Genomic DNA, 26,795 nt, shown 5'->3' on the forward strand with positions numbered 1-26,795 from the left:
TTTTTATGAATAAAATTCTGAGCAGGTTTAGTTGGAATAGAAAATTTTTTACATAATTGCTAATAAGAAAAACCAGGCAAACGCCCGGTCCTCTAAAAATAAAAACGTAGATATGCCGTTGATTTCCGCTACGAGCGGACGCTTTCCGTGGGCACGGCTTCAGCCGCTTCCCTCGCTTACGCTCAGTCCAGGGTCTTCAGCTCGCGCTGTTCCCACTGGAGTCGCCGCTCTGCGCTCCAATCAACTAGGTCCACTTTATATAATACTACCCCTAATTCAAGAGTCCGTTTTACCCCTCTAGTAACTTTGAATACGCTTATCATCAAAGCGATAGGCTATGCAGATCTACTAGTGGAGTACTACTCATTTAATTGATTGTAGTGGAATGTGGCGACTCCAGCGGGAACAGCGAGAAAGTCGAGAAGCCGCAGCGTTTAAGGATGGAAGGCTAAGTGCGCCACATCGTGTGGCAACGCCTTCATGACCAACATCCTGTTGGTCCGAGGCTGAGGCAACGCCCACGGAAAGCGTCCACCTGAAACGGAAATCAGTAGTATTTTCATTCATTTAATTCCCATGAACCCAGTGTTCGTACAATTTTATGTACTTTCATCGCAAATAAAAAAAGCTAGCATAAATGCTAACTTTTCTAAGGTAAATCGTTTGGAAAAGGGGTCTTATTTAATGTAACAAATGATTGTTAATCTATTGTGAATAATTTGTAAATATTCCCTTACCAATTATTATTTTTATACTTTTTATAATAATTAAATTGTCTTACAACTAAAAATAACTTACGTGTAAAATGCTTGTCCTTTTTATAGAAGAGAGGGTTTCCCCATTTACCGGACTTCAATAGCATTCTAACTTCTTGTTTAATCTCTTCATTTTCCACAAATTTCTTTAATACTATTTTAGGTACTACAGTAAACAAATAGTGCTCGTTTAATAAAGTAAGTGATTTTTCCTTTTGGTAAATAATATCATCTACAAAATATCGAGCCATATTATGTCCAAGTGCAGTTGTATAATAACTAGATCTACCTTGTCTAATGTTAACCTCAAATACTTTAAACTTTCCATCACGCTCATCAAATTTTAAGTCGAAGTTTGCAAAACCGACGTACCCCACGGCTTCTAAAAAGTGTTGAAGCTTTGTCATCAGTTCCTCATTATATCGAGTAATAAGCGCTGTATAGTTACCAATAGCAGTAACCGTATGCTCTTGAAGAACCACTTGTGCAAGGGTGCTAAGCTGAGCTTTACCTTTAGAACTCATATAAATTACTGAATCCCACATATACGTATCGTCCCCAGGAATATAATCCTGAATGATTAAATCTTCCGTATAACCACTTGCGTTCACTTTGGCTAAAATCTCATCTAGTTCAGCTTTAGTCTCTACACGATACACTTTTTGCTGACCAGGAAACTTATTTTTGTAATACATTACACCATTGCTCGGTTTTATGATTAATGGGAAGAGCACATCTTCCGTAAATGCCGCTTTTTTTGCACATGAGTAATAATATGTTTTAGGCGCATCAATGCCATGCTCTTCACAAAGCTTATAGAAATTCGATTTGACAAGAAGATTGTTCATTAATTCTTCAGACATATAGTTAAAAACATACATTTTCTTTAATGCTTCGGCATTTTCAATTATTAAACGTACATAAAAATCATTTGTTCCTATTAACAGCAATTGTTTGTCTTTCGCTTTATATTTTTGTGCAACTTCAGTAAGTACTTGAACAAAAGCAGATTTATCCCATAAATTTGGCTGAATCTCTATATGTTCGATAATACTGCTCCATTTAGTAAATGACATTTCTTCTTTACCTACTAATATCGGCTTTATATTGTATTCCTCGTGAAAAGAAATAGCCATATTATATGCATTCATGTCTGTCCCAATAATTATTGGGATAAAGGGTTGGTTATTCATAAAGACCTCCGTTAACTTTTAACAAGCGGAATGGATACGGTAAAGACCGTTCCTTTTCCTACTTCACTTTCTATCTCTATTATCCCGCGATGCGCTTCCACAAGATGTTTTACAATCGCTAAACCGAGACCGGTTCCTCCTGAGTTTCTACTTCTAGCTCTATCCACTCGGTAAAAACGCTCGAATACCCGGTTAAGCTCTTCTTTAGCAATCCCTATTCCTTCATCCTGAATACGGAATATGCCATATTTTTTGTTTTGACCGATGGATATAATCACCGTTTTTTCTTCTGGGGAGTATGTCAGTGCATTCATCAATAAATTCATCGTTATTTGGATTAAACGATTTAAATCAGCTTGTACATAAACAGGTTTTTCAAATATCGTCTCGAGACGCATATTTTTTTCCTCAAGAATATGACTAGTCATCTCTTTACTTCGCTCTACAACTTCCAGTAAATTGACCTTTTGTAAATTCATTTCATATCCAACTTGCTCCACTTTGGAAAGATCTAATAAATCACTAATCAGCACTTGAAGTCTATTACTTTCTTTGTGGATTATCTCCAGGAAAGAAAGCAATGTTTCTTCATTTTTATACGCGCCATACAATAGTGTTTCTGAAAATCCTTTTATACTAGTGACAGGTGTCTTCAATTCATGTGATACATTTGCTACAAAATCTTTTCTAATCTGCTCCAGTTTCACAAGCTCCGTAATATCATGCATTACTACTACTATTCCAAGCCATTTCCCATGTTCCCCGATAACAGGTGCTCCATAAGCATCCACAGAATAAGTGTGTAAGTTTTTCTTTATCGATATTTGTTCACGGTTTGAAGCCTCTGTCAAAAATAATTCATCAATGAACGTCTCAATCTTTTTGGGAAGTCCTATTTTATTAAATAGCTTTCTGTCGACGTCTTCGAATGAAATATCAAGTTGCTTAAGAAAAGAACGATTCACAATCGTAATATATCCGTTACGATCCATCATAATAAGGGCACTACCCATATTCTCGATTAACGTTTTTAAACGTTCTTTTTCAGTTTCTCTCATAACGGATATATCATGTAAATTTCGTGCGAGTATATTAATTGAGTTGCTTAGCTTGGACATACCAGAAAATTCATCTTCAAATGCACGAATCCGGTAATTACCTCTTGCTAATTCCATGGCGGTTTCTGTCAAATGTTCGATTGGCTGGGCAAACTTCTTGGAAATATTATTCCCTAAAAACAGTGCAACAAGAAAAGCAATACTTAGAAGGATGAATAAAAAAGACCATAAGGAATGACTTTCAATCAATTCAATTTGAGAGAAAGAAGAATCTATCATTTCATTAATATCTCGCTGTTCATCCAGCGTTAGTCCCGTTGAGCTTATGTAATTAGAAACTTCATTTATTTTTGTATTAATCACTTTTTCAGAAGTGTCTTTTGCGTAAATAGGAAAAAGCTGTCCAAGTATAAGTCCTAGACAAGCTAATATTAACCCTATCATAATAGAATAAGTTCTAAAAAGTTTGGAATGAAATGTTTTCATTAGCTCTTAGGCTCCTCGAACTTGTATCCCAGACCTCTAATAGTTTTGATGAAATGAGGCTTTCTACTATTCACTTCAATTTTATCACGTAAATGACTGATATGGACATCTACAATGCGGGTATCACCAGCAAAATCATAGTTCCAAACAGCACTCAACAGCTGATCACGTGTTAATACTCGATTTTTGTTTTCTATTAAATAAACGAGTAATTCAAATTCTTTTGGAGTAAACTCAATGACCTCATTGTTTAAAAGCACTTCAAAGCGTTCAGGAAATACTTGTAGGTGACCAAAGGTATACATTTCTTCTTTGGTTTTCTCTTGCTGATGCTCAGTAGAAATACCCGAGCGACGAATCATCGCTTTTACTCTTGCCGTTACTTCTCTGGGGCTAAAAGGCTTCGTCATATAATCATCGGCACCTAGTTCAAGACCTAATACTTTATCGAATTCTTCATCTTTTGCGGTTAACATTATTATTGGAATTTGTATTTTCTTTAAACGAAGCTCTTTACAGACTTCCATACCATCCATAGACGGCAACATCCAATCTAGTACAATAACCTCTGGCTTTTCTTCCAAAGCTTTATTAAGCCCTTCTAAGCCATCACTTGCTGTTATGACTTCAAAGCCAGCTTCCTCCAGATTATACTTTAATAGAGTTACAATCGAGCTTTCATCATCTACAACTAATACTTTTCTCATTTTTTTGCCTCCAAAGTTGATTTGAAACCCCCATTCCAAATCGATGACAGCTATAATGTGATTTATTTCTATACGTGAAGGCGTTATATGAAATTCACCATCCACACACAACAATTTCTTTTCGGTCATTTTGAGCTATTACTGTAATGATAACATTATGTAATTGTTCTATTTATGAAATCCAGGTTCCAGAAAGTATTTTGGTTCCTGTCTTTACAAATAGCTACCTCTATATTAACAATAAACCAAGGTAAAGTGCAAGGTGATGATAGGACCTGTTGAGTGTTGGAATACTTGTGGCTAAAGGCACTTTTGGTTACCTCATGATGCGTGTATTTCTATAATCAAAAAACCGAGTAGGTTTCCCCACTCGATTGGTAGTTTCTTTGTAGTTAAGCCAATACTTTCATAACAGCTTTCACGGCGTCTGCTGATTTGTTTAATAATGATTTTTCATCTTCTGTTAACTCAAGTTCGATTATTTTCTCGATACCACCAGCACCAAGCACTGTTGGAACACCAAGGTAAATTCCATCCATACCATATTCGCCTTCTAAATATGCGATAGATGGTAATACTCGTTTTTGGTCTTTCAAAATTGCTTCAGCCATTTCTACTAAAGAAGCAGCGGGAGCATAATAAGCTGAACCATTTCCAAGCAAGTTTACAATCTCAGCTCCACCCTTACGAGTACGCTCTACAATTTCTGCTAAACGAGAAGCGTCTATTAGAGTTTCTAATGGAATTCCACCAGCGTATGAATATCTAACTAATGGCACCATATCGTCCCCATGTCCTCCAAGGACAAAACCAGTTACATCTTTTACGGATAGGTTTAATTCTTTTGCAACAAATGTGCGGAAACGGGCCGTATCCAGTACTCCAGATTGTCCGATTACACGCTCTTTTGGTAAACCAGATTCTTTATAAACTGTATAAGTCATGGCATCCACAGGGTTCGTTAATACTAAGATCGTTGTATTTGGAGAATATTTAACTATTTCAGATGTAACAGATTTCATCACTTTTTGGTTTGTTTGAACTAAATCATCCCGACTCATTCCAGGTTTACGTGCAATACCAGCAGTGATTATTACTAGATCCGAGTCTTTCGTATCTTCATAGTTAGAAGTACCAATGATATTAGCGTCAAAACCTTGGACTGGTCCAGCTTGCGCCATATCCAACGCCTTGCCTTTAGTAGAATTTTCCGCTTGTGGAATATCAACTAATACAATATCACCAAGTTCTTTTTGAGCAAGTAGAAAAGCAGTTGTTGCACCTGTAAATCCGCCACCGATTACTGAAATTTTACTTCTTTTCAATGTCATGAGAAAACGCTCCTTTAGTCTTATATTAGAATAACCCGGCAAAAAGACGACTGTTCCATTTGGTCAATACCTATATCTATCGTTTTCGAAGGAAAGTATCCCTAGTTCAACAGACTATTTTATCACTAATTACTTTGACTACTCTTATCATTTAAGCGATAAGCTATGCTAAATCTTCTTGTTGGATACTACTCGCTGTATTGATTGGAGTGCAAGGTGGCGACTCCAACGGGATAAGCGAGAAAGTCGAGACCCCGCAGGGAGCATAGCGAACTAGGAGGCACGGCCTCGCCTGCGGAAAGCGTCCACCTGAAACGGAAATCAGTAGAATTTTTCATTCTAAAAAATATCTTGAATCCAGTGTTCACAGCATATTTAAATATATTTTCTTGTTTATATAAGAAAAGGAAGGGAAAATCCCCTTCCTTAAAATCCAAAATTTAATTTGATATTACATGTTTTTAATAAGTTCATCAGCGAACTCAGAACATTTAACTTCTTTTGCACCATCCATTAAACGAGCAAAGTCATAAGTTACCACTTTAGCATCAATAGATTTCTCCATTGAATCCATGATAAGTTTAGCAGCTTCGTTCCAGCCTAAATGTTCAAGCATTAGTACTCCTGAAAGGATAACAGAAGATGGGTTAACTTTGTCTAAACCTGCATATTTAGGAGCTGTACCATGAGTAGCTTCGAAAATAGCATGTCCAGTTACATAGTTAATATTTGCTCCTGGAGCAATACCGATACCACCAACTTGGGCAGCAAGTGCATCCGAAATATAATCTCCATTTAAGTTCATTGTAGCAACTACATCAAACTCTTTTGGACGAGTTAAGATTTGTTGTAAGAAAATATCAGCAATAGAATCTTTTACTAGGATTTTACCAGTTGCTAGCGCATCAGCTTGTGCTTTATCAGCTGCTTCTGTTCCTTGCTCTTCTTTAATTTGATCATATTGGTTCCAAGTAAATACTTTATCACCAAATTCTTGTTCTGCTACTTCGTAACCCCAAGTTTTGAAAGCACCTTCCGTGAACTTCATGATATTCCCTTTATGAACTAATGTTAAAGAAGTACGACCTTCTTTGATAATATAGTTAAGAGCAGCGCGAACTAAACGTTTTGTACCTTCTTCAGAAATTGGTTTAATACCGATACCTGAAGTTTCAGGGAAACGAATATTTTTAACTCCGAACTCTGTTTGAAGGAAGTTAATAAGTTTTTTTGCTTCATCTGTACCTTGAGCATACTCAATACCAGCGTAGATATCTTCTGTATTTTCACGGAATATAACCATGTCCGTATCTTCTGGACGTTTAACTGGTGATGGAACACCAGTGAAATAACGAACTGGACGAAGGCAAGTATATAGGTCAAGTTCTTGACGTAATGCTACGTTTAATGAACGAATTCCCCCACCGATAGGTGTAGTTAGTGGTCCTTTAATAGCAATTAGGTACTCATCAATAACATCTAAAGTTTCTTGAGGTAACCATTCGCCAGTTTTGTCGAATGCTTTTTGTCCAGCAAGGACTTCTTTCCATTCAATTTTCTTTTCACCATTATAAGCTTTTTCAACTGAAGCTTCTAATACTCGCGATGCTGCAGCCCAAATATCTGGACCCGTTCCGTCGCCTTCGATGAAAGGAATTATCGCTGTGTTTGGTACGTTAAGTACACCATTTTCTACTGTGATTTTACCTGTTGTCATTTGTTATTTCCTCCTCTATCATAATCATAGGGCAGTAAACACGGGAAGTGTTTAAGCCCTATTTACTAAGACAATATTACTATTATCTTTCTTCAATTGGAATATATTTTTGCATTCCAGGTCCTACATATTCAGCACGTGGACGGATTAAACGGTTGTTTGCATATTGCTCAAGAATATGAGCGCTCCAACCAGATATACGTGATACTGCAAAAATAGGCGTAAATAAATCATGATCTATTCTCAATGAATGATAAACAGATGCAGAATAGAAATCTACATTTGGCGGTAAATTCTTTTGTCCAGTAACTATTTCTTCGATACGAATAGACATATCATAAAGCTTAGACTCACCGTTAAGGGTAGTCAGTTTTTTAGACATTTCACGTAAATGTTTTGCACGTGGGTCTCCTTTTCTATATACACGGTGACCGAATCCCATAATTTTTTCTTTGTTTGCTAGTTTTTCATTAATGTAAGCGTCAACATTATCAAGTGTATCAATTTCTGTTAACATCTTCATAACTTGCTCGTTTGCTCCACCATGTAGTGGTCCTTTTAATGCCCCAATAGCAGCTACTACACCAGAATAGATGTCTGATAAAGTTGCTACACATACACGAGCAGTGAATGTAGAAGCATTCAACTCATGATCTGCATGTAATACAAGTGCTTTATCAAACGCCTCTATTTCTATGTCTTTCGGTAATTCTCCGTGTAGCATGTACAAGAAGTTAGCAGCATAACTTAAGTCTACTTTAGGTGCTACAGGTTCTAATCCTTGACGAACGCGTGAGAAAGCTGTTACTAGTGTAGGTATTTTTGCTTGTAATTTAATAGCTTTTAAGTAATTTGCTTCATCGGACATATCTTCTGCAACATCATCATATAATGCAAGCATAGAAACTGTTGTACGAAGAGCAGTCATTGGATGTACATCATGGATTGGAAACGTTTTGAAAAAATTCAAAACTTCTTGGGGTACAGCCATGTTGTCAGCTAATTGTTGTTTCAATTCAGCTAGTTCTACCGCATTTGGAAGTCTTTTATGCCAAAGTAAGTAAACTACCTCTTCAAAGCCCGCATTTTTTGCTAAATCATCAATATCATATCCAACGTATGTAAGTGTGTCATCGATAATTGAACTGATTGACGTTTCTGCCGCTACAATTCCTTCTAAACCTTTAGTTGTTGTCATACAAAGTCTCCCCTTTACAATATAAGACTCCTGACCAAATCTTCACTACATCAGAAGAACTATATTTATATATTAATGTTTTTAGAAATACTTACATTATCAGTATAATCAATATTGACGATTTTGTGAATGAAAAGGCTTGAGTTTTTTGAAATAAATCTTTAAATCTCCTAATTATTTGAAAAGATTGGATGAAAATGATTACTCTACAATTAAATAAAAAAGATTTCTTATCACAATGGGTACCATTTGGAATAATTATACTAATATCATTTGTTGCTTATCCACTTAGTTTGTCAATAATTGGTGGATATTTTTTATTTCCAGTAACCAACTTGTTTCATAAAAAATTTAAGATCCCAGTATTTTTAAGTGTTTTACTAACCGTGATTTTAATATTATCTAGTTTTTTAGCCATAATATATTTTTTAATACAGACATTGATTAATCTAATACCATTTCTACATGAACATGTTGTTCTGTTACCTGTAATGGAGTTACAAAATAATCCTATTTTTATGCTGTTTGAAGGAAAGTTTCAAACAATATTAAACAAACTATTAAATGATCTATTATTAAACGTAACGCATATACCCTCTTATTTTTTTGAGCTATTCTTATTTGGTATTGGACTATTTTTTTCCTTGATCGAATCTGTAAAAGACCGAGAATGGTTTCTAGTTTACTTTCCTAAAAAAATGCGAATCCTTTGCCATAGAGCATTGCTGAAATCATCCACAATAGTAAATCAATTTATACATGTAGAGTTGAAGTTATTTATTTTAACATTCATCTTAATTTCTATAGGTTTCACCGTATTAGGGTTACATAATCCCATTAAATATGCGTTTCTAATTTCTTTAGTGGATAGTGTTCCTTTTTTAGGTACAGGCTTAATACTTATTCCTTTAAGTATTTACTTTTATTTGATGGAAATGCCTTTGGTAGGTACAATTATCTTACTCTTGTACTTGTTTGTTCAGTTAACAAGACATATCGTCGAATCTGTACTTTGGTCATCCACGTCACAAATAAAGGCTGTCCACGTCTTTTATTTGAGCGCGGCAGCCATTTTAATCTTTGGATTTATAGGAATCTTGTTTAGTCCATTTATTTATCTATTTGCACATAAATGGGAGAGCTTTACGAAGACTTCATCACAATAACTTGACCACTTTTCATCTTCTTGCGTATCCATCTATAAACAAGCGGTTTAAATAAATTACGAGTTGGGGCAAATAAAAGCATGAAGCCAATTATATCGGAGATGAATCCAGGTAGTACAACTAAAATAGCTCCGACAAATATACTAATTCCATTTATCGCTGCTTCTCCAGGTGCTTGATAGTTTTTGACACTATCTGATACTTCTCTAAATGCTTTTAGGCCTTGTCTTTTTGCAACATACCCTCCAATTATACCACTTGCGATGATTAACATAAATGTGTATCCCGCTCCGATGGTTTTACCTGAGAGGATAAGAATATATAATTCAATGGCTGGGATTAAAATAAACAAACCAATAATCCATTTCATCATTTCACCTTCCTATTAGAAAAGCCTCACCTTTTAGGGCGAGGCATATTATTAAATTATTTTAGCGTGACCATGATAGATAAAACCACTTACAGCATCTATCGTTATTTCTTGTCCATTTTTTATCAGCGTTGTTGCATCAGTAACTCCTACAATTACCGGAACACCTAAGCTAAGCCCAACAACTGCGGCATGGCTAGTTAAACCACCCTCTTCGGTGATTAAACCTTTACATTTTTCAATACTTGGAACCATATCACGGTCAGATCCTAATGTCACAATAATACTATCTGTTGTATCTTGTCCGATCAGTTCTTCCGCGTTATTTACAACTATTGCTTTTCCGACAGCAGTGCTTTTGCCAATACCTTGTCCTTTTGCAACTATGTCCCCAATAATATGAACCTTCATCAAATTTGTTGTACCAGCTTCTCCAACTGGTACACCAGCCGTAATTACTACTAAATCGCCATGGCTAACATACTGATGAAGAATACTTTCTTCTACTGCATCCTCTAAAATCTCATCTGTAGAATAAGCTTTTTTTCCAACAATCGGATATACTCCCCAAACTAACGTAAGTTTTCTAGATGGAGTAACTGATGAAGTAACCGCAATGATTGGAACACCGGGTCTAAATTTAGCTATCATTTTTGCTGTATATCCACTTTCAGTTGGTGCAATAACTGCTTTTACCTTTAGGTTAATCGCTGTGTGTGCAACCGCCTGACCAATAGCATCTGTTAGGTTTACTTCACGTGCTTTACTAATTTTCGTTACATTTCCACGATAATCTACTGCATTTTCTGTACGACGAGCTATTTTATCCATCGTTTGAACAGCCTCTAATGGATAAAGCCCTGCTGCTGTCTCTCCAGAAAGCATAATGGCATCTGTTCCATCAAAGATAGCATTTGCGACATCACTCGCTTCTGCGCGAGTAGGTCTAGGGTTACGTTGCATAGAATCGAGCATTTGAGTTGCTGTAATAACAGGTTTTCCAGCTTCGTTACATTTTGTTATTAGTTTCTTTTGAACTAAAGGAACTTCTTCAGCTGGAATTTCTACACCTAAATCTCCCCTTGCAACCATTAAACCGTCAGATACTTGAATAATTTCATCAATATTATCTACGCCTTCTTGGTTTTCGATCTTAGGAATAATTTGAATATGTGCGCCATTGTTTCCTTCAAGTAGTTTACGGATTTCTAACACATCTGTTGCGCGACGAACGAAAGAAGCAGCAACAAAATCTACATCCTGCTCAATGCCGAAAAGGATATCCTCAGCATCTTTTTCTGTCATGCCAGGTAATTGCACCGATACACCAGGCACATTTACACCTTTATTATTTTTTAACGTTCCTGCATTTTGAATATACGTGGAAATAATTCCATTTTCTTTATCAATACTTTTTACGACTAATTCAATAAGTCCATCATCCAATAGAATGATCGAGCCTTCTTGAACATCCTCGATTAATTTATCATAAGAAATAGAGAAGCGTTCTAAAGTTCCTAACACTTCTTTCATCGAAATTTCAATTTTTTGGCCAGACTGAAGCTCAATCGCATCATTTTCCATTTTATGTGTGCGAATTTCCGGTCCTTTTGTATCCAATAAAATCCCTACTATTTTACCTAATTTCTTGGAAACTTTACGAATTGTTTGAATTCTAGCTGAATGTTCTTCGTGATTACCATGTGAGAAATTCAATCTAGCAACATTCATACCGGCATTTATTAATTTCTCTAACATTTCTTCAGATTCACTTGCAGGTCCAATTGTACAAACTATTTTAGTTTTTCTCATAGTACAGTCCTTTCTATAATGGGGTGATATTACCACATTAGATCGATAATTCTTTTGATAATTGATACATAGATATATCAAATTCTTCATGACTTTCAAATGCTTCATTCATATCATAGTCTACCACTTGATGATTCTGTATGCCAATAGCACGCCCACCATTTCCAGCTAAAAGAACCTCTACAGCTTTTGCTCCAAACAAACTTGCCAGCACGCGATCACGACCTGTAGGCGAACCTCCGCGCTGAATATGTCCAAGTACCGAAACTCTAGTTTCAATATCCGCTACATCCTTTAGTTTACTGGCAAATTCTGCTCCGCTCATAACACCTTCAGCAACGATAATAATACTATGCTTTTTGCCACGATCCGAACCACTTTTTAGACGTCCAATAATTTCTTCCATATTTATATCTACTTCAGGAATAATGATCGTTTCTGCCCCACCTGCAACACCAGCCCATAAAGCAAGGTCTCCAGCATCTCTCCCCATTACTTCCACGATAAATGTACGTTCATGAGATGTCGCAGTGTCTCGGATTTTATCGATACTATCAATAATTGTATTTAACGCTGTATCAAATCCAAGCGTATAATCTGTACCCGGAATGTCATTATCGATTGTTCCTGGTATTCCGACACAAGGAATACCATTTTCCGTTAGTTTCATAGAGCCACGATAAGAACCATCCCCACCGATAATTACTAATCCTTCTATACCATTAGCTTTTAGTTGCCCTAATGCTTTTTGTTGACCTTCATCTGTTCGGAATTCTGGACATCTAGCAGAAAATAGTTTCGTTCCACCTCTTTGAATAATGTCCCCTACAGAACCTAAGTCTAAAACTTCCATTTTACCATCGATAAGCCCTTGATAGCCATGGAAGATACCCACTACTTCTATCCCCTCGTAGATGGCCTTTCTTACAACAGCACGAATAGCTGCATTCATACCAGGAGCGTCTCCCCCACTTGTCAAAACACCAATTCTCTTCATCTATTTCCCTCCATACTATGAATTTCATAATATAAGCTTAACATGAAATGAATTTAAAAAAAACGCGCCTTTTTCGACGCATTTTATTCTTTAAATTCCCCTATATTTTTAAATTTAACATATCGATTTTCAATAAGTTCTTCTGGAGTTAAATTCTCTAATTCCTTTAATGAAGTAATGAGCGTTTCCTTCAAATACATAGCCTGTGCCTCTATGTTTTTATGTGCTCCTCCATGAACTTCTGTAATGACAGTATCAATGATCTCCATTTTCTTTAAATCTGGAGCAGTAATTTTCATGGCTTCTGCAGCTTGTTTCGCCAAAGATGCATCCTTCCACAGAATAGATGCTGCCCCTTCAGGTGAAATAACGGAGTACGTAGAGTTTTCTAACATATGAATATGATTAGCTACTCCTAATGCTAATGCTCCTCCACTTCCACCTTCTCCAATAACAACACTTATAACCGGCACTTTCAACCCAGCCATTTCTACCAAATTTCTAGCTATAGCTTCACTTTGGCCACGTTCCTCGGCTGCTTTTCCTGGATACGCACCTTTTGTGTCAATCATACAAATAATAGGTCTATTAAACTTTTCTGCTTGTTTCATTAATCGCAATGCTTTTCGATAACCTTCTGGATGAGGCATACCAAAATTACGTTTAATATTCTCTTTTGTATCTACCCCTCGTTGATGGCCAATAATGGTTATTGGTTTTCCTTCAAACAAAGCTATTCCACCTATAATCGCCGCATCGTCTCCATAAAGTCTATCTCCATGAAGTTCAATAAACTCTGTACATAATAATTGAATATAATCTCTCGTAGTGGGACGACTAGGATGACGAGCGACCTGAACACGGTCCCAAGGTTCCATATTTTCGTATATTTCTTGCTCTAATTTCTCTAGTCTTGCTTCTAGATTAACGATTTCTACGGACATATCTACGTCTGCATTTATCGTATACTCTTTCAACTCTTCTATTTTTGTTTTTAATTGTACAATTGGTTCTTCAAAAGGTAGTAATTTTACCATTTTGTTACCTCCTTAGCCATATGAAGATGAACGATGGAAGCTACTTTTTCTCGCATTTCTTTGCGATGAATAATGGCATCGAGCTGACCATGATTCAATAAAAACTCAGCCGTTTGAAAATCTTCTGGAAGTTTTTCTCGTACTGTCTGTTCAATAACTCGTCTACCAGCAAAACCAATCAAAGCTTTAGGTTCCGCAATATTAATATCGCCTACCGATGCAAAGCTCGCAGAAACTCCACCCGTCGTGGGATGCGTAAGAATGGAAATATATAATTGACCATGATCACTATGTCTTCTTAAAGCAACAGACGTTTTAGCCATTTGCATTAAAGAAAGAACGCCTTCTTGCATTCTTGCTCCACCACTTGCAGTGAAAATAATAAAAGGAATTTTAAGATCTGTCGCCTTTTCAATAGCTCTCGTAATTTTCTCGCCTACTACTGAGCCCATCGATCCCATTCGAAAATGTGAGTCCATAATTGCTATTGCGACTTGTTGACCATCTAGCTTTCCAATTCCAGTAAGAACAGCTTCGTTCAGTCCTGTTTTTTTTGCGTCTGCCTTTATCTTTTCCGTATAACTTGGAAAATTCAATGGATTTACTGTTTCTAAATGATCATCCATTGACACAAACGAATTTCCATCAAGAAATATTTCTACACGCTCCCAGGCTGTCATTTTCATATGATGATCACATGTAGGACAAACCTTTAAATTCTTCATCAAATTTTTTGTAAATACATTTTTTCTACATTCAGGACATTTCATCATAATGCCTTCAGGTACATCATTTTTTGCTTTTTCAGTTGGTATGGTGGCATACTTTTTCTTTTGATTTTTTCTAAATATATCTTTAATGCTCATTTATACATCTCCCCTATTAATTAACAAAAGCCATTCATTATATAGAGAAATCGCTTGCTGTTCTTCTCCACTTTGTATAGCAGTTAGAAGCAGTATCCAAACGGACTTCTCTTCTAACTTTAAATTTTCTTGGTAAGGCTCCCCTGCAAACTGTTTTAATAAAAACCATATTTTTAAACTTAATCGATTATCGGATATGATAATAATTTCTCGGATTATATCTTCTCGAATTATTTCTTCTTCTATAATTTTTTCTTTAAAAGCGTCCCATATATGTAGTGCATTAAGTCTTTCTGACATACAAATTGTATGGATTGCATCCTTTTCTAATGCTTGCCTCGTTGTATGCACATCTTCCTTTGATTGAGCTTCTGTTAGGATAAATGTAGATAATAGCTCTACTAGCCTATGCTTTCTGTAATCCGATAGAAAAGTACCCTCTCCTCGGCGTGTTTCTATTAAACCGAGTAATTCTAAACTCCTAAGTGCTTCCCTAACAGTTGATCTCCCTACTTGAAGTCGCTCTGCTAGCTCCCTTTCAGAAGGTAACTTACCGCCAACAGTAATATTTTCTTCCGCAATTAGCTGTCTCAACTGCTTTACTATTTCTACAAACATTTTTTTAGGGTTGTTCGTTGAGTTCATTTAGCCTCACTCTTCCATAAATTACAAAGTGGTCAGACCACTCATAACTAATAGCATACAAAAGATTTGGGCATACGTAAAGAAAAAACTGCATATTTTATACGCAGTTTACTTTTCCATAAATTTAGTAATAATTTGGGAGCGTCCATTTCTAAGTTCTGACTTTCCAGTGATAACAAGCATTTCCTGCTCTTTTAATAATGTATTGAATTTTGCATATTCCTCTGGAAAGAGTGTTACTGATAAGCTACCAGTGTCGTCCTGTACAGTTAGGAAAGCCATGGCTTCTCCTTTTTTAGTACGAATTCTTTTGATTTCCTGTATTAGTCCAACTATTTTCACAGGCATATCTGTTGTTGTCTGCAAAATATCCCAAATATTAATAATTTTATCGGTCAACAATTTCTTTTTAGATACTGTAGGATGCTCTGAAAAGTATTGACCTAAAACTTCTTTTTCAAATTGCAGCTTTATCATAATTGGCAGTGGATCTGATTTTATATACTTAGACTTACCAAAATGAGAAGAGTCTCCACCAAATAAGTCGGATTCTTCTGTAGGACTTATCAATTCAGCGTATTTAACAGCTGCATCTAAAGTACTCAACAGAGTAGATCTGTCGAGTCCAAATTCATCTAGAGCACCTGATTTGATCAATGGCTCTACGTTTTTTCTCGTAAAATGAACCGCTGACAAATCGGAGGCCAGTTCAAAAATGTCCTCCCATTTGTTTTCTCTTTCCATACGTTTCTGTAATAGTTTTTGTATAAAATTATGGGAAACTCCTTTGATACCCTGCAGCCCGAACCGCACCCCACCTTTTTCTACGGTAAAGAAGCGTTGACTACTAAAAATGGATGGAGCGAGAATCACCATTTCTCTTTGTCTCATTTCCATCATTAGGTCATTTATCTTTGCCTGGTTTCCTGTAGCTGTACTCAGTAGTGCACTATAAAAAGCTACTGGGAAATGTGTTTTTAAATACGCCATTTGAAAAGAAATAACACTATAGGCTACCGCATGGCTTTTTGGAAATCCATAGTCAGCAAATCGGACGATTAAATCATAAACTGCATTTGCTGACTGGTCCGAATGCCCCTCTTGAATAGCTTTTTGAACAAAATGGACACGTTCATTTTGTAATACTTCTCGATTTTTTTTGCTCACAGCCCTACGTAGTAAATCGGCTTCCCCAAATGTAAAACCAGCCATTTTAGAGGCAATTTGCATAATTTGCTCCTGATAGACAATAATTCCATAGGTTTCTTTTAAAATCGGCTCTAATATGGGATGTTCATAGGTTACCGGTGCATGACCTGCTTTTCTCTTTGCGTATAAAGGTATGCTATCCATCGGGCCTGGGCGGAATAATGCATTTACCGCAACTACATCTTCAAATTTAGTTGGATTGATTTGTTTAAGGGCTTGACGCATTCCGGCTGATTCCAGTTGAAATACTCCTGTAGTATCTCCTTGCTGTAATAGCTGAAAGGTCAGTTCATCATGGAGCGGAATTTCCGTTAACGTAAATGGGTTTGATTGCTTAAAATTAATGATTTTCAAAATTCTTTCAATAATCGTCAAATTTCGCAAACCTAAAAAATCCATTTTAAGTAATCCTACTTGTTCTACTTCCTTCATCGGCCATTGCGTTAAATAGATATCCTCATGCCCACTTTGAATAGGTATAACATCCACTAAAGGAATTGGTGATAACACTACACCTGCTGCGTGAGTAGAAGCGTTCCTTGGTAACCCCTCTAGAGCAAGAGCAACTTGAAACCATTTTTTTCGGATGTCTTCTGTTTGTATAAACTCACGCAATTTCTCAGACATCGTATAAGCCTCTTTTAACGTAATTCCAGGCTTAGTAGGAATAAAAGAAGAAATAGCTTCCAAAGTGGTCGATTCAAATCCAAACACTCTAGCAACTTCTCTCGCTGCAGCTTTAGCTGATAATGTACCAAACGTTATAATTTGAGAAACATAGTTCTGACCGTACTTTTTTACAACATATTGAATAACTTCCATCCTTCTCGAATCGGCAAAATCAATATCAATATCCGGCATCGTAATACGTTCTGGATTTAAAAATCGCTCAAATAGTAAACCGTAACGAAGAGGATCCACGTCGGTAATATACAAAGAAAATGCTACTAAGGAACTGGCAGAGGATCCACGACCCGGACCCGTTAATATATGTTGTTGTTTAGAGAAGTTCATAAAATCCTGAACGATTAAAAAATAGTCCTCATAGTTCATTTTGTTAATAATGGACAACTCATAATTTAGGCGGTCTATATATGACTTCGTAACGTCCTTTATCCGTTTACGCAGTCCATCCTCACAAAGTTCTCTTAAGAAATCCTTCGAATTCTTCTTTTCGGGCAATGGATATTTAGGCATAATAGAAGCTGTTTTTTCAATGGTAACGTTACAGCTATTTAGCATCTGCTCTGCCTGATCAATCCATGTTGGAACATCAGCAAACCATTCACTCCACTCTTCCTTAGAAAGTACGTGAAGGGAATTGGTAGAAGGTTTTAAGCGAGCGTGATCAGTCATTTTTAGAGATTGATCCATCGCGTTTAATACTTCATATGCGAAAGCATCCTCTTTTTCTATGTATCGACTCATATGGAACGCAGTAATTGGTATGGATAACTGCTCACCCAACTGGATAATCATTTCTTCATGCGCTAATTTTTCCCCATTTGGTCGTTCCATTGCTAGGTAGAAATGAACAGTCCCAAAAATCATTTGTAATTCGGTAAGCATCTCTTGGGAAGTAGAAGACCCTCCTTTATAAACAGCGATTAATCCTTTTTTATATGCTTCTAGCCATCTTTTGGGTAGCACTGTAATATCTCTTGTCTCCATACTGCTCGATATTTTCAACAAATTTTCATATCCATTATGATCTTTCGCATATAGCACAAGACCTACAATATGTGAATCTAATTGAACATTTACAGTGAGCCCTAGGACAGGTTTAATCTGTTGCTCTTGTAATGCATGCCAAAAAGGCAGTAATCCATACAATCTACTATTTGTAATGGCAGCTGCCTTAGCATTATTTTGTTTTAATTTTTTCGTAAGTTGTTCTAATTGTATTGTGCTTTTCAGCATATCCGCCGATGTCACAATTTGTGGATATACTGTTTTCATGTTGACACCTCAATTTAAAGCATTTTTAAATCTTCTATAACCAAATTCGATTCTTCCCATGTCTTTACAGCAGCTCCTGAAGCAAGCGGATGTCCTCCTCCACCATACTTTTTGGCTATTTCATTAATAACAGGTCCTTTGGAACGAAGACGGACTCGAATTTCTGAGGTGTCTTCTATAAAGAATACCCAGCATTTCATACCCTTCACATCAGCTAAGGCACTTACTAACAGAGAGGCTTCTGATTGATCTACTTTGTACTTTTGTAGAATTTCTTTCGTAAGTTTAACATGACCTACACCAGTTTCATCCATCTCAAAGTTTTCATATATATAGCCTTTTAGCTGCAGGAGATTTCTTTCGACTTCATACATTCCATTAAATAACGCAGTACTATCAAAACCATATGTAAGCAACTCTCCTGCAAAGTCCATTGTCTGCTTCGTTGTACTTTGAAACATAAATCTACCTGTGTCACCAACAATTCCTGCAAATAATAACCGAGCAATCGAAGCATTCATTTTCCACTGTTTATTTTTTTTTGCTTCCTTGAACAGCTCACAGATCATTTCACTCACCGAACTAGCATCTGTATTTACCCAAAGTAAATCCCCATAAGCATCATCATTTGGATGATGATCTATTTTCACGACAAAACTTCCCAGTTTATAACGGGCATCATCAATTCTTTCTGTATTTGCTGTATCTGTAACAATGATCAAAGCATCTTGAAAGTCCTCATCGGAAACGTTGTCTGGATGAGCTAGGAAGTTTAATGTATCATCATGTGTACCAGTTGCTAATACTTTCTTTGTTGGATAATTTAATGCTATAAGTTCTTTTAATCCTATTTGGGAACCATATGCATCTGGATCTGGTCTAACGTGGCGATGCAGAATGATTTTGTCATACTTTTCGATTATGTCTATGATTTGTCTTTTCATCTAAAATTACCTCTCTTGTCTCGTTTTACTATTCGCATTTTTTATAATTTCCCTTTACAATAGATAGATAGCTAACATTTTATTGGAGGTTCATCATGTTTAATATATTATTAGTTGCTGTTATAGTAGCTACATTTGTGTGGTATTTCTATTTTAAAACGAAACAGTTCCGTACACCATTACCTATTCACAAAAAATGGTTTGGGGCAAAAGCATCTGTATGCCTCGGTGCTTTTTTGTTATTTTTCGGTATTAACTTTTTATTCATTTACCAGTCTTCCATAACATATGTTGTTGCCGGTCTGTTTATTTTGCTGGGTGGTTATTTTATGTATCACAATGTAAAAGTGGCCAAGCATTACGGGCAATTCGTAGTAGAAGAATTATCTATAAATCAATGATGCAGCTAAACTAGCTGCATCATTTTTTTATCCTACTGCTTATTTCCGTAAAAAGTCGACGCTTTACGCGGGCACTGCTGCAAGCTCGTCATTCTTACATTTTTTTATCTTTCCAATAACTGATATGTGACCATCGCTTTTCCAACTAGTAGTTTGTCATGAAAAATTTCAATATCCATCTTCGCTACTTTTCTGCTCAGTTCCAACACTTTAGCTTGAATGCGCAAGATACTCTCTAGTTGGATTGGCTTCGTATAATAGATGGTCATATTTTCCACGACACTTTCTCCACGCTTACGGATTTTCAACGTTTGTGCCCCTGTTTCGGTTACTAATATCGTAAAAGCTCCATTGGACATTGCACCATAATGATCTGTCATTTGTGGAGTAACAACAAATTCAAATATAAACTCTTCTGAAGAAATGAGTTTTATTTGTTGCTTGACAATATCATCTATCGTTTCCCCATTTTGTGGCTGTCGAGAGGCTGCCTGTAATGCTTTTAAAACATCTTGTCTACTAATGACACCTTCTAAATAATTTGTATCTCGAACCACAGGTAATAAGTCGATGCCTTCCCAGATCATTCGATGACTTGCAGAAGATACACTTGTTTTCATCGTGACAGAAATCGGATTTTTCGTCATAACTTTTTCAATCGGTTCATTGTTCGATTTACCAATGACATCTCTTGCGGTTACAATCCCAACTAATTTCTTCGATACATCTACTACTGGGAAAACACCATGCGTCGTAACATCATTTAGCACTCGGTACTGTTTGACCTTATCTGTTACGTACAAATAAGATGTCTCTTGGAGTGGAATATATATATCCTCTATTAATAACACATCTTTTTTTATAAGTTGATCATCAATTGCACGATTAATCATCGTAGCTACAGTAAATGTATCAAAGCTAGTGGAAATGATAGGGAGCTCCAGCTCGTCCGCTAATCTTTTTGTGTTCTCTGAAACATCAAAACCACCTGTAACTAATACTGCCGCACCCGCTCTTAATGCAGTTTCGTGAAACTTCAGTCGATTTCCTACTATTAACAGATTACTCGGTCCCACATACCGCATCATGTCTTCGAGTTGCATTGCACCAATTACAAACTTATTTAATGTTTTATGCAATCCAGTTCTTCCACCTAATACTTGACCATCCACAATGTTAACTACTTCGGCGTAAGTTAAACGCTCGAAATGCTCTTTTTTCTTTAACTCGATGCGAATTGTTCCTACTCGTTCGATTGTGCTAACTAGCCTTCTATTTTCTGCTTCTTTAATTGCGCGATAAGCTGTCCCTTCACTGACAGTCAATTCCTTTGCAATTTGCCTAACAGATATTTTATCGCCAACTGGAAGTTTTTCAATATATGCTAATATCTGTTCATGTTTTGTTGTCATGTAGTCACATCCAAACGATTATTATACGTTTATTGTACCACATAAGCCTTCTATGCTAGTCACGATTCCATTGCACATAATCTCCTGCATTCAATACTTGAACTTCTGCCGAATCAACTAGATTCTTAAATAATTGTGGATCCTGTTTAATCGGAGGAAATGTATTATAGTGCACAGGTACTACAATTCGAGGTTTTAATAATTGTACTGCATAAGCAGCATCCTCTGGTCCCATGGTAAAATTATCCCCTATTGGAAGAAATGCAACATCAATATCATTGCGTTCCCCTATTAGTTTCATATCTCCAAACAAAGCGGTGTCCCCTGCATGGTAAATTGTTTTATCTAGTATTGTAAGAAGTACTCCTGCAGGCATTCCACCACAGATAATTTTTCCATCTTCTGTTGTATAAGAGTTGCTATGGAATGCTTGCGTGAATTTCACTCTTCCAAACTCAAAATCATAAGCACCCCCTATACCCATTGCGTGCACCTTAATGCCAAATGATTCGATATAATTGGCAAGCTCAAAAGTCGCGATCACCGTGGCGTTATTTCTTTTCGCTAGGTCTACTGTATCCCCAAGGTGGTCATTATGACCATGTGTCAATAAAATAATATCTACTTTCTCTTCGGATGCGTTTAAATCAGTTTGCCCATTTCCTGTGATAAATGGGTCTATTAGGAATATGTGCGTATTTGTTTTTATTTTCACAACTGAATGTCCGTGATAGCTAATTTGCATAATGGATTCTCTCCTTTTGATAGACATTTTTTAATGTATGCTCCTTATTATTCATTCAACGTAGATGTCAGAAATCCTTTATTCTGATATGCTTATCGTATCAAATATAAAAAGAGGTGCCAGTATGAATCAAACAGAAAAAATAAAATCATATCTACAATCCCAACAGGTGGATGCAGCATTTATCACAACTCCAGACAACGTCTTTTACTTTACTGGGTTTAGAAGTAATCCACATGAGCGTCTTTTAGGAGTTGCTATTTTCAAAGAAGCTGCACCATTTATCATTTGTCCTAAAATGGAAATTCCCGATGCAAAAGCAGCTGGATGGAATGGAGAAATAATCGGACATCAGGATACGGAAAATGCCTGGGATATTCTTGTTCAAAAAATCAAAGCAACAGCTGGTAATATCGAAAGTATTGCCGTTGAAAAATCACATATGACATTGGAAAGATTAGAGGCCCTAAAAGAACGATTGACTAATCTTCAAGTATCTAGAATCGATGAAAAAATCAATGACCTTCGTGTTATTAAATCAGAAGTAGAATTAGTCAACATGCGTAAGGCAGCTGAACTTGCAGACTACGCAATTGAAGTAGGTTGCAAGGAAATTGCAGAAGGTAAAACGGAGCTTGAAATATTAAATGCGATTGAATTAGCTGTAAAACAAAAAGGGGCTACACAGATGTCATTCGACACAATGGTGCTAAGCGGACCTAAAACAGCTTCTCCTCACGGAACTCCAGGAGATCGTAAAATACAAAAAGGGGATTTTATCCTATTTGACTTAGGCGTAGTTTACAATGGTTATTGTTCAGACATTACTCGTACAGTATCATTCGGAGACCCTACTCCTGAAAAACGGGAAATTTATGAAACAGTTCGTCGTGCAGAGGAAGCTGCAGTTGCAGCAGTAAAACCTGGTATTACTGCTATGGCACTTGATAAAATTGCGAGAGATATTATTACGGAAGCTGGTTATGGGGAATACTTTACACATCGTTTAGGCCACGGACTTGGCATTTCTGTTCATGAATTCCCATCGGTTACTGGTGTAAACGAGATGAAACTTGAAACTGGCATGGTATTTACAATCGAGCCAGGTATTTATCATCCGGAAATTACAGGTGTTCGTATTGAGGATGATGTCGTGGTAACAGAAGATGGTGTGGAAGTTTTAACGAAGTTCCCAAAAGAATTACAAATTTTATAAAATATTTTAAAGCACTGCAGATTGCCTGCAGTGCTTTTTATAAGATAAAAAAGCACATAAAAATACAGCATGAACATTGGTTTTACAGGACTTTTAAGAATGATTAATACTACTGATTTCCGTTACATGTGGAGAACAAAAGCTAAGGGCGCCACGTCCTGCGGCAACGATTGCATACCCACATCCTGTGGGCCTCCGCGGGCGAGGCCGAGCCTCCTCATTCAGTCGCTACGCTTCTTCCCTGCGGAGGTCTCGACTTTCTCGCTTATCCCGCTGGAGGCGCCACATTCACTACAATCAATGAAGTGAGTAGTACTCAACTAGGATATATTGCATAGCCTCTCGCTTGGATAATAATAGTAGTCCAAGTTAAGGTAGTGTTAAAATCGTCTGATGAATTTAGGAATAACGGATGAAGATTGTAGATTTCCTTTTTTACTAGTGGAAATAAAGAAAAATAGTAAGTGTCTACCCAATAAAGGAGCGGAATAGCGAACGAAATTGCATCTTCGTGAGCTTCTTCTATTATTAGTATAGTATCTTTTCTCTAGTTACCCCAAAAATGGACTAACCTGTTTCTAAAAGTTGTAGAAGGGCGACGGACAGTCAATAGCCATAAGATTACCGAGAAAAAAAGATGCTGGTCGTGACTTCAGTCACGACCAGCATCTTTAAAAAATCAAACGGTAATTATATAGTAATAGGTCTGTCCAAAGCCCTTCGAAAACAGTAAAAACAGGTTTAGATCCTAAAGGACCGGACGTATTTTTGCCCGGTTTTTATTAGTTTTAAAATGCTTTAACAAGCGGCCACATTCTTACCTCTATGTTTCTAGAATAATGCAAAACCGGGGTTTCATTCTCCACTACAATCCCCTGACTACTAAGCATTGTATTTACTTTTATTTCGGATTCTGCACGTTGTAGTAGCCAAGGATGATGCAGTATGTCACAGCGTAAAGGAACACCTTTCGAATTCACTGTATAAAGGCAATAACGTTCCACCAACCATTCTTCAAATGAGCCTTTCTCTGCAAAATAAGCCTTTGAGACTGGACGATAATTAGCTACGAACCGAGCATCCCCTTCCTTTCTCCTACTCACATATCCAATCAAATCCCCATGCTTTTCAACCTTCATATGTGCATGAACATACGGTAAGTGAAAGAACGTTCTAGCAACCTTTATCGCAAGAAGATTCGTTGCATCTAAACTAAAAAAGTATACACCTGGTTTTCCATCAATCATTACATATGTTCGAACATTCAGTTCAGGAAATTTATCAGTTCCCGGAACAGGAGGTAATCCTCGTAATCGAATATTGGTCATATGAAAAGGCACGACACCAACCCAACACATACCATCAAAAGTATCTAGCGGGAAAACATCAGGTACTAGTTTACGTAAAAGATCAAATTTAACCGGAAAGTGAGCAAAAAGTAAATCATTCCAAGTTTGCTTCATTACCCAAGGAGACTTAGGTAGTGGCCATAATCTATGTCCATCATCCCACTTCGCTTTTGTGAATTTTTGGTAATGTGTCATGATATCTTAATCCCCTTTGCACAAATCTACTACATCTGTATTTATGATACCTTTCCCACTAATATTTCTTACACTAGAATATCAGGTACCCAACGTATGCAAAAATAATTCCGCCGACATAAGTAATAAGAAAATACATCAGCCAAGATCTGGGATACTTTTGCAAAGTAAATAATTCTTTATTTAATGTAGAGAAGGTTGTAACAGAACCAAGCAATCCTGTTCCAATTAATAGGATGTAAATTTCACCCGCTTGACCCCCAACTAACAGTCCAAGTAAAAAGGAACCAACAAGATTTACTGAAAGGGTTCCATAGGGAAATGCACCACTTTTGCTTTTGTTCAGCTTTTCCGAAATAATGTATCGAATATTCGCACCTATAAAACCTGCAATACAGACTAGGAGAATATTCATTTGGCCACCTCATATTTCCAACCCAAGTTACTCATTATAATGCCACCAACAACGCTAAGTATAATATAAAGTACGGCAAGACCAATTTGTCCATCGTCTATCATCGTTATCGTTTCCACACTAAAAGCAGAAAAAGTGGTAAAAGAACCTATAAATCCCGTACCAATAGCAGATTTCAGTTTTTTTGAAATAGGTAGCGATCTGGAGGTTATAAAAGCCAATGCATAGCATCCAGTTAGGTTGACCAGCAAAGTGGCGAATGGAAACACTGATTCAGAAATCATCACAACACCTACCAAATACCTTGTAATTGCGCCTAAGGCACCAGCTATTCCTATATACATATACATTATTTCGATCACCCCATTAACTGGAAATCACCCAAGGCATTATTGCCTCGAGTGATTGAATTTAAGATATTAGTTTAAAAGTGTCGTTACATCCACATAAGGTAAGTCTTGCGCCTCTGCTACTGCCTTAAATGTAACATGTCCAGCAAGCGTGTTAAGTCCTTTTTGAAGAGAAAGATTATCTAGACATGCTTGTCTGTAGCCTTTATTGGCAATTTGCAACGCATAAGGGATTGTCGCATTTATAAGCGCCATAGTAGAAGTTCTTGGTACTGCTCCAGGCATATTAGCAACAGCGTAATGTACTACTCCATGCTTTTCATATGTTGGGTTATCATGTGTTGTAATACGATCAGAGCTTTCGAAAATCCCGCCTTGGTCGATTGCAATATCAATAACAACTGAACCAACAGACATTGTTTTGACCATTTCTTCCGTTACTAGTTTCGGAGCTTTTGCACCAGGTATTAATACACATCCTATAACTAAGTCTGCTTCCCTAACTGCTTCTGCAATATTATATGGGTTAGAAATTAATGTTTGGATACTTGCACCAAAGATGTCCTCTAATTGGCGAAGACGATCTGGATTTAGATCAATGATCGTTACAAGTGCACCCATTCCAATTGCTACACGAGCGGCACTAGCACCAGCGATTCCCCCTCCAAGAATGGCTACTTTCGCACGTGGTACTCCAGGAACTCCCCCAAGTAATATCCCTTTTCCTCCATTAATTTGCTCTAAATACTGTGCTCCAATTTGAGTTGCCATACGACCAGCAACTTCACTCATCGGAGACAATAAAGGTAATGTATTATTCGGCAATTGAACGGTTTCATATGCAATTGCTGTAACTTTTTTTTCTAATAATACTCTTGTTAAGTCTGCTTCAGGTGCTAGATGTAAATAGGTGAAAAGAATTGACTCTTCGCGAATGAAATCATATTCTGCATGAGTAGGTTCCTTTACTTTCATGACCATTTCTTGATCCCATGCTTCCTTTGCAGTTGGTACAATTTTTGCTCCGGCAGCAATGTAGTCTTCATCGGTAAAGCTTGACCCAAGTCCAGCTCCAGTTTCAATAAAAACCTCATGTTTATAATGCGTTAAACTTACTACCCCAGCTGGCGTCATTGCAACGCGATTTTCATTGTTCTTTGTTTCCTTTGGAATCCCAATACGCATTTCTTGTATCCTCCTATGTAAACCATGTTGGTGTGAAATGACACATTATCTGATTGCATCATTTCATACAAATCTAT

General features: G+C 36.8%; 23 protein-coding genes. 3 read left to right on the plus strand and 20 right to left on the minus strand.

Features of this window, described 5'->3' with window-relative positions:
* Window positions 1-733 precede the first annotated feature (733 nt).
* The 6 genes from LDK52_RS08375 to citZ form a co-directional block, all read right to left on the minus strand.
* Window positions 734-1,948 carry a carboxylate--amine ligase gene (locus LDK52_RS08375; RefSeq protein ID WP_277585499.1) on the minus strand — a complete coding sequence of 405 codons (1,215 nt, stop codon included), beginning with the start codon at window positions 1,946-1,948 and terminating at the stop codon, window positions 734-736.
* A gap of 11 nt (window positions 1,949-1,959) precedes the next feature.
* Window positions 1,960-3,492: a two-component system histidine kinase PnpS gene (gene pnpS, locus LDK52_RS08380; RefSeq protein WP_277585500.1), complete on the minus strand. Its 1,533-nt coding sequence runs from the start codon at window positions 3,490-3,492 to the stop codon at window positions 1,960-1,962.
* The gene (locus LDK52_RS08385; RefSeq protein WP_277585501.1) at window positions 3,492-4,199 is read right to left on the minus strand and encodes a response regulator transcription factor; all 708 of its coding nucleotides are present in this window, start codon (window positions 4,197-4,199) and stop codon (window positions 3,492-3,494) included. The genes pnpS and LDK52_RS08385 overlap by 1 nt, the downstream gene beginning before the upstream one ends.
* A 392-nt stretch (window positions 4,200-4,591) precedes the next feature.
* Complete coding sequence (gene mdh / locus LDK52_RS08390; protein ID WP_277585502.1) at window positions 4,592-5,530, minus strand: malate dehydrogenase; 939 nt, start codon at window positions 5,528-5,530, stop codon at window positions 4,592-4,594.
* Between the two features lie 451 nt (window positions 5,531-5,981).
* Entirely contained in the window at window positions 5,982-7,247 is a 1,266-nt protein-coding gene (gene icd, locus LDK52_RS08395; RefSeq protein WP_277585503.1) for an NADP-dependent isocitrate dehydrogenase, read from the minus strand.
* Between the two features lie 82 nt (window positions 7,248-7,329).
* A complete protein-coding gene (citZ, locus tag LDK52_RS08400) occupies window positions 7,330-8,445 on the minus strand; it encodes a citrate synthase (RefSeq protein ID WP_277585504.1) in 1,116 nt (371 codons plus the stop codon).
* Window positions 8,446-8,642: 197 nt separating this feature from the next.
* Between citZ and LDK52_RS08405 the strand changes: the two genes are divergently transcribed.
* Window positions 8,643-9,611 carry an AI-2E family transporter gene (locus LDK52_RS08405; protein ID WP_277585505.1) on the plus strand — a complete coding sequence of 323 codons (969 nt, stop codon included), beginning with the start codon at window positions 8,643-8,645 and terminating at the stop codon, window positions 9,609-9,611.
* Here the strand turns inward: LDK52_RS08405 and LDK52_RS08410 are convergent.
* The 8 genes from LDK52_RS08410 to LDK52_RS08445 form a co-directional block, all read right to left on the minus strand.
* Entirely contained in the window at window positions 9,589-9,984 is a 396-nt protein-coding gene (locus LDK52_RS08410) for an FxsA family protein (RefSeq protein ID WP_277585506.1), read from the minus strand. The two genes, LDK52_RS08405 and LDK52_RS08410, sit on opposite strands and share 23 nt — an antisense overlap.
* A gap of 48 nt (window positions 9,985-10,032) precedes the next feature.
* A complete protein-coding gene (pyk, locus tag LDK52_RS08415; protein ID WP_277585507.1) occupies window positions 10,033-11,793 on the minus strand; it encodes a pyruvate kinase in 1,761 nt (586 codons plus the stop codon).
* A 37-nt stretch (window positions 11,794-11,830) separates the two neighbouring features.
* Entirely contained in the window at window positions 11,831-12,790 is a 960-nt protein-coding gene (gene pfkA / locus LDK52_RS08420; RefSeq protein ID WP_277585508.1) for a 6-phosphofructokinase, read from the minus strand.
* Between the two features lie 83 nt (window positions 12,791-12,873).
* Window positions 12,874-13,827 carry an acetyl-CoA carboxylase carboxyl transferase subunit alpha gene (locus LDK52_RS08425; protein WP_277585509.1) on the minus strand — a complete coding sequence of 318 codons (954 nt, stop codon included), beginning with the start codon at window positions 13,825-13,827 and terminating at the stop codon, window positions 12,874-12,876.
* Window positions 13,821-14,693, minus strand: coding sequence for an acetyl-CoA carboxylase, carboxyltransferase subunit beta (accD, locus tag LDK52_RS08430; protein WP_277585510.1), 873 nt, complete (start codon window positions 14,691-14,693; stop codon window positions 13,821-13,823). The genes LDK52_RS08425 and accD overlap by 7 nt, the downstream gene beginning before the upstream one ends.
* Window positions 14,694-15,338 carry a FadR/GntR family transcriptional regulator gene (locus LDK52_RS08435; RefSeq protein ID WP_277585511.1) on the minus strand — a complete coding sequence of 215 codons (645 nt, stop codon included), beginning with the start codon at window positions 15,336-15,338 and terminating at the stop codon, window positions 14,694-14,696.
* Between the two features lie 108 nt (window positions 15,339-15,446).
* Window positions 15,447-18,506 carry a DNA polymerase III subunit alpha gene (gene dnaE / locus LDK52_RS08440; RefSeq protein ID WP_277585512.1) on the minus strand — a complete coding sequence of 1,020 codons (3,060 nt, stop codon included), beginning with the start codon at window positions 18,504-18,506 and terminating at the stop codon, window positions 15,447-15,449.
* 14 nt (window positions 18,507-18,520) lie between these two features.
* Entirely contained in the window at window positions 18,521-19,450 is a 930-nt protein-coding gene (locus tag LDK52_RS08445) for a DHH family phosphoesterase (RefSeq protein WP_277585513.1), read from the minus strand.
* 95 nt (window positions 19,451-19,545) lie between these two features.
* Between LDK52_RS08445 and LDK52_RS08450 the strand changes: the two genes are divergently transcribed.
* On the plus strand, window positions 19,546-19,851 hold the full coding sequence (locus LDK52_RS08450) for a YtpI family protein (protein WP_277585514.1): 306 nt from the start codon (window positions 19,546-19,548) through the stop codon (window positions 19,849-19,851).
* Window positions 19,852-19,955: 104 nt separating this feature from the next.
* Here the strand turns inward: LDK52_RS08450 and LDK52_RS08455 are convergent, their stop codons facing one another.
* Both LDK52_RS08455 and LDK52_RS08460 read right to left on the minus strand, forming a co-directional pair.
* Entirely contained in the window at window positions 19,956-21,263 is a 1,308-nt protein-coding gene (locus LDK52_RS08455) for a DRTGG domain-containing protein (protein ID WP_277585515.1), read from the minus strand.
* Window positions 21,264-21,318: 55 nt separating this feature from the next.
* Complete coding sequence (locus tag LDK52_RS08460) at window positions 21,319-22,008, minus strand: metal-dependent hydrolase (protein WP_277585516.1); 690 nt, start codon at window positions 22,006-22,008, stop codon at window positions 21,319-21,321.
* A gap of 124 nt (window positions 22,009-22,132) precedes the next feature.
* Between LDK52_RS08460 and LDK52_RS08465 the strand changes: the two genes are divergently transcribed.
* Window positions 22,133-23,224, plus strand: a complete 1,092-nt coding sequence (locus LDK52_RS08465; RefSeq protein WP_277585517.1) for a M24 family metallopeptidase — start codon at window positions 22,133-22,135, stop codon at window positions 23,222-23,224.
* A 788-nt stretch (window positions 23,225-24,012) separates the two neighbouring features.
* Here the strand turns inward: LDK52_RS08465 and LDK52_RS08470 are convergent.
* From LDK52_RS08470 to ald, 4 genes are all read right to left on the minus strand, one after another.
* Entirely contained in the window at window positions 24,013-24,768 is a 756-nt protein-coding gene (locus LDK52_RS08470; protein ID WP_277585518.1) for a YqjF family protein, read from the minus strand.
* A 73-nt stretch (window positions 24,769-24,841) separates the two neighbouring features.
* A complete protein-coding gene (locus LDK52_RS08475) occupies window positions 24,842-25,183 on the minus strand; it encodes a fluoride efflux transporter FluC (RefSeq protein ID WP_277585519.1) in 342 nt (113 codons plus the stop codon).
* Window positions 25,180-25,533, minus strand: coding sequence for a fluoride efflux transporter CrcB (gene crcB / locus LDK52_RS08480; RefSeq protein WP_320415353.1), 354 nt, complete (start codon window positions 25,531-25,533; stop codon window positions 25,180-25,182). The genes LDK52_RS08475 and crcB overlap by 4 nt, the downstream gene beginning before the upstream one ends.
* 69 nt (window positions 25,534-25,602) lie before the next feature.
* Window positions 25,603-26,718, minus strand: a complete 1,116-nt coding sequence (gene ald / locus LDK52_RS08485) for an alanine dehydrogenase (RefSeq protein WP_277585520.1) — start codon at window positions 26,716-26,718, stop codon at window positions 25,603-25,605.
* Between the last annotated feature and the right edge of the window lie 77 nt (window positions 26,719-26,795).

Source organism: Psychrobacillus antarcticus, assembly GCF_029533155.1.
GTDB classification, from domain to species: domain Bacteria; phylum Bacillota; class Bacilli; order Bacillales_A; family Planococcaceae; genus Psychrobacillus; species Psychrobacillus antarcticus.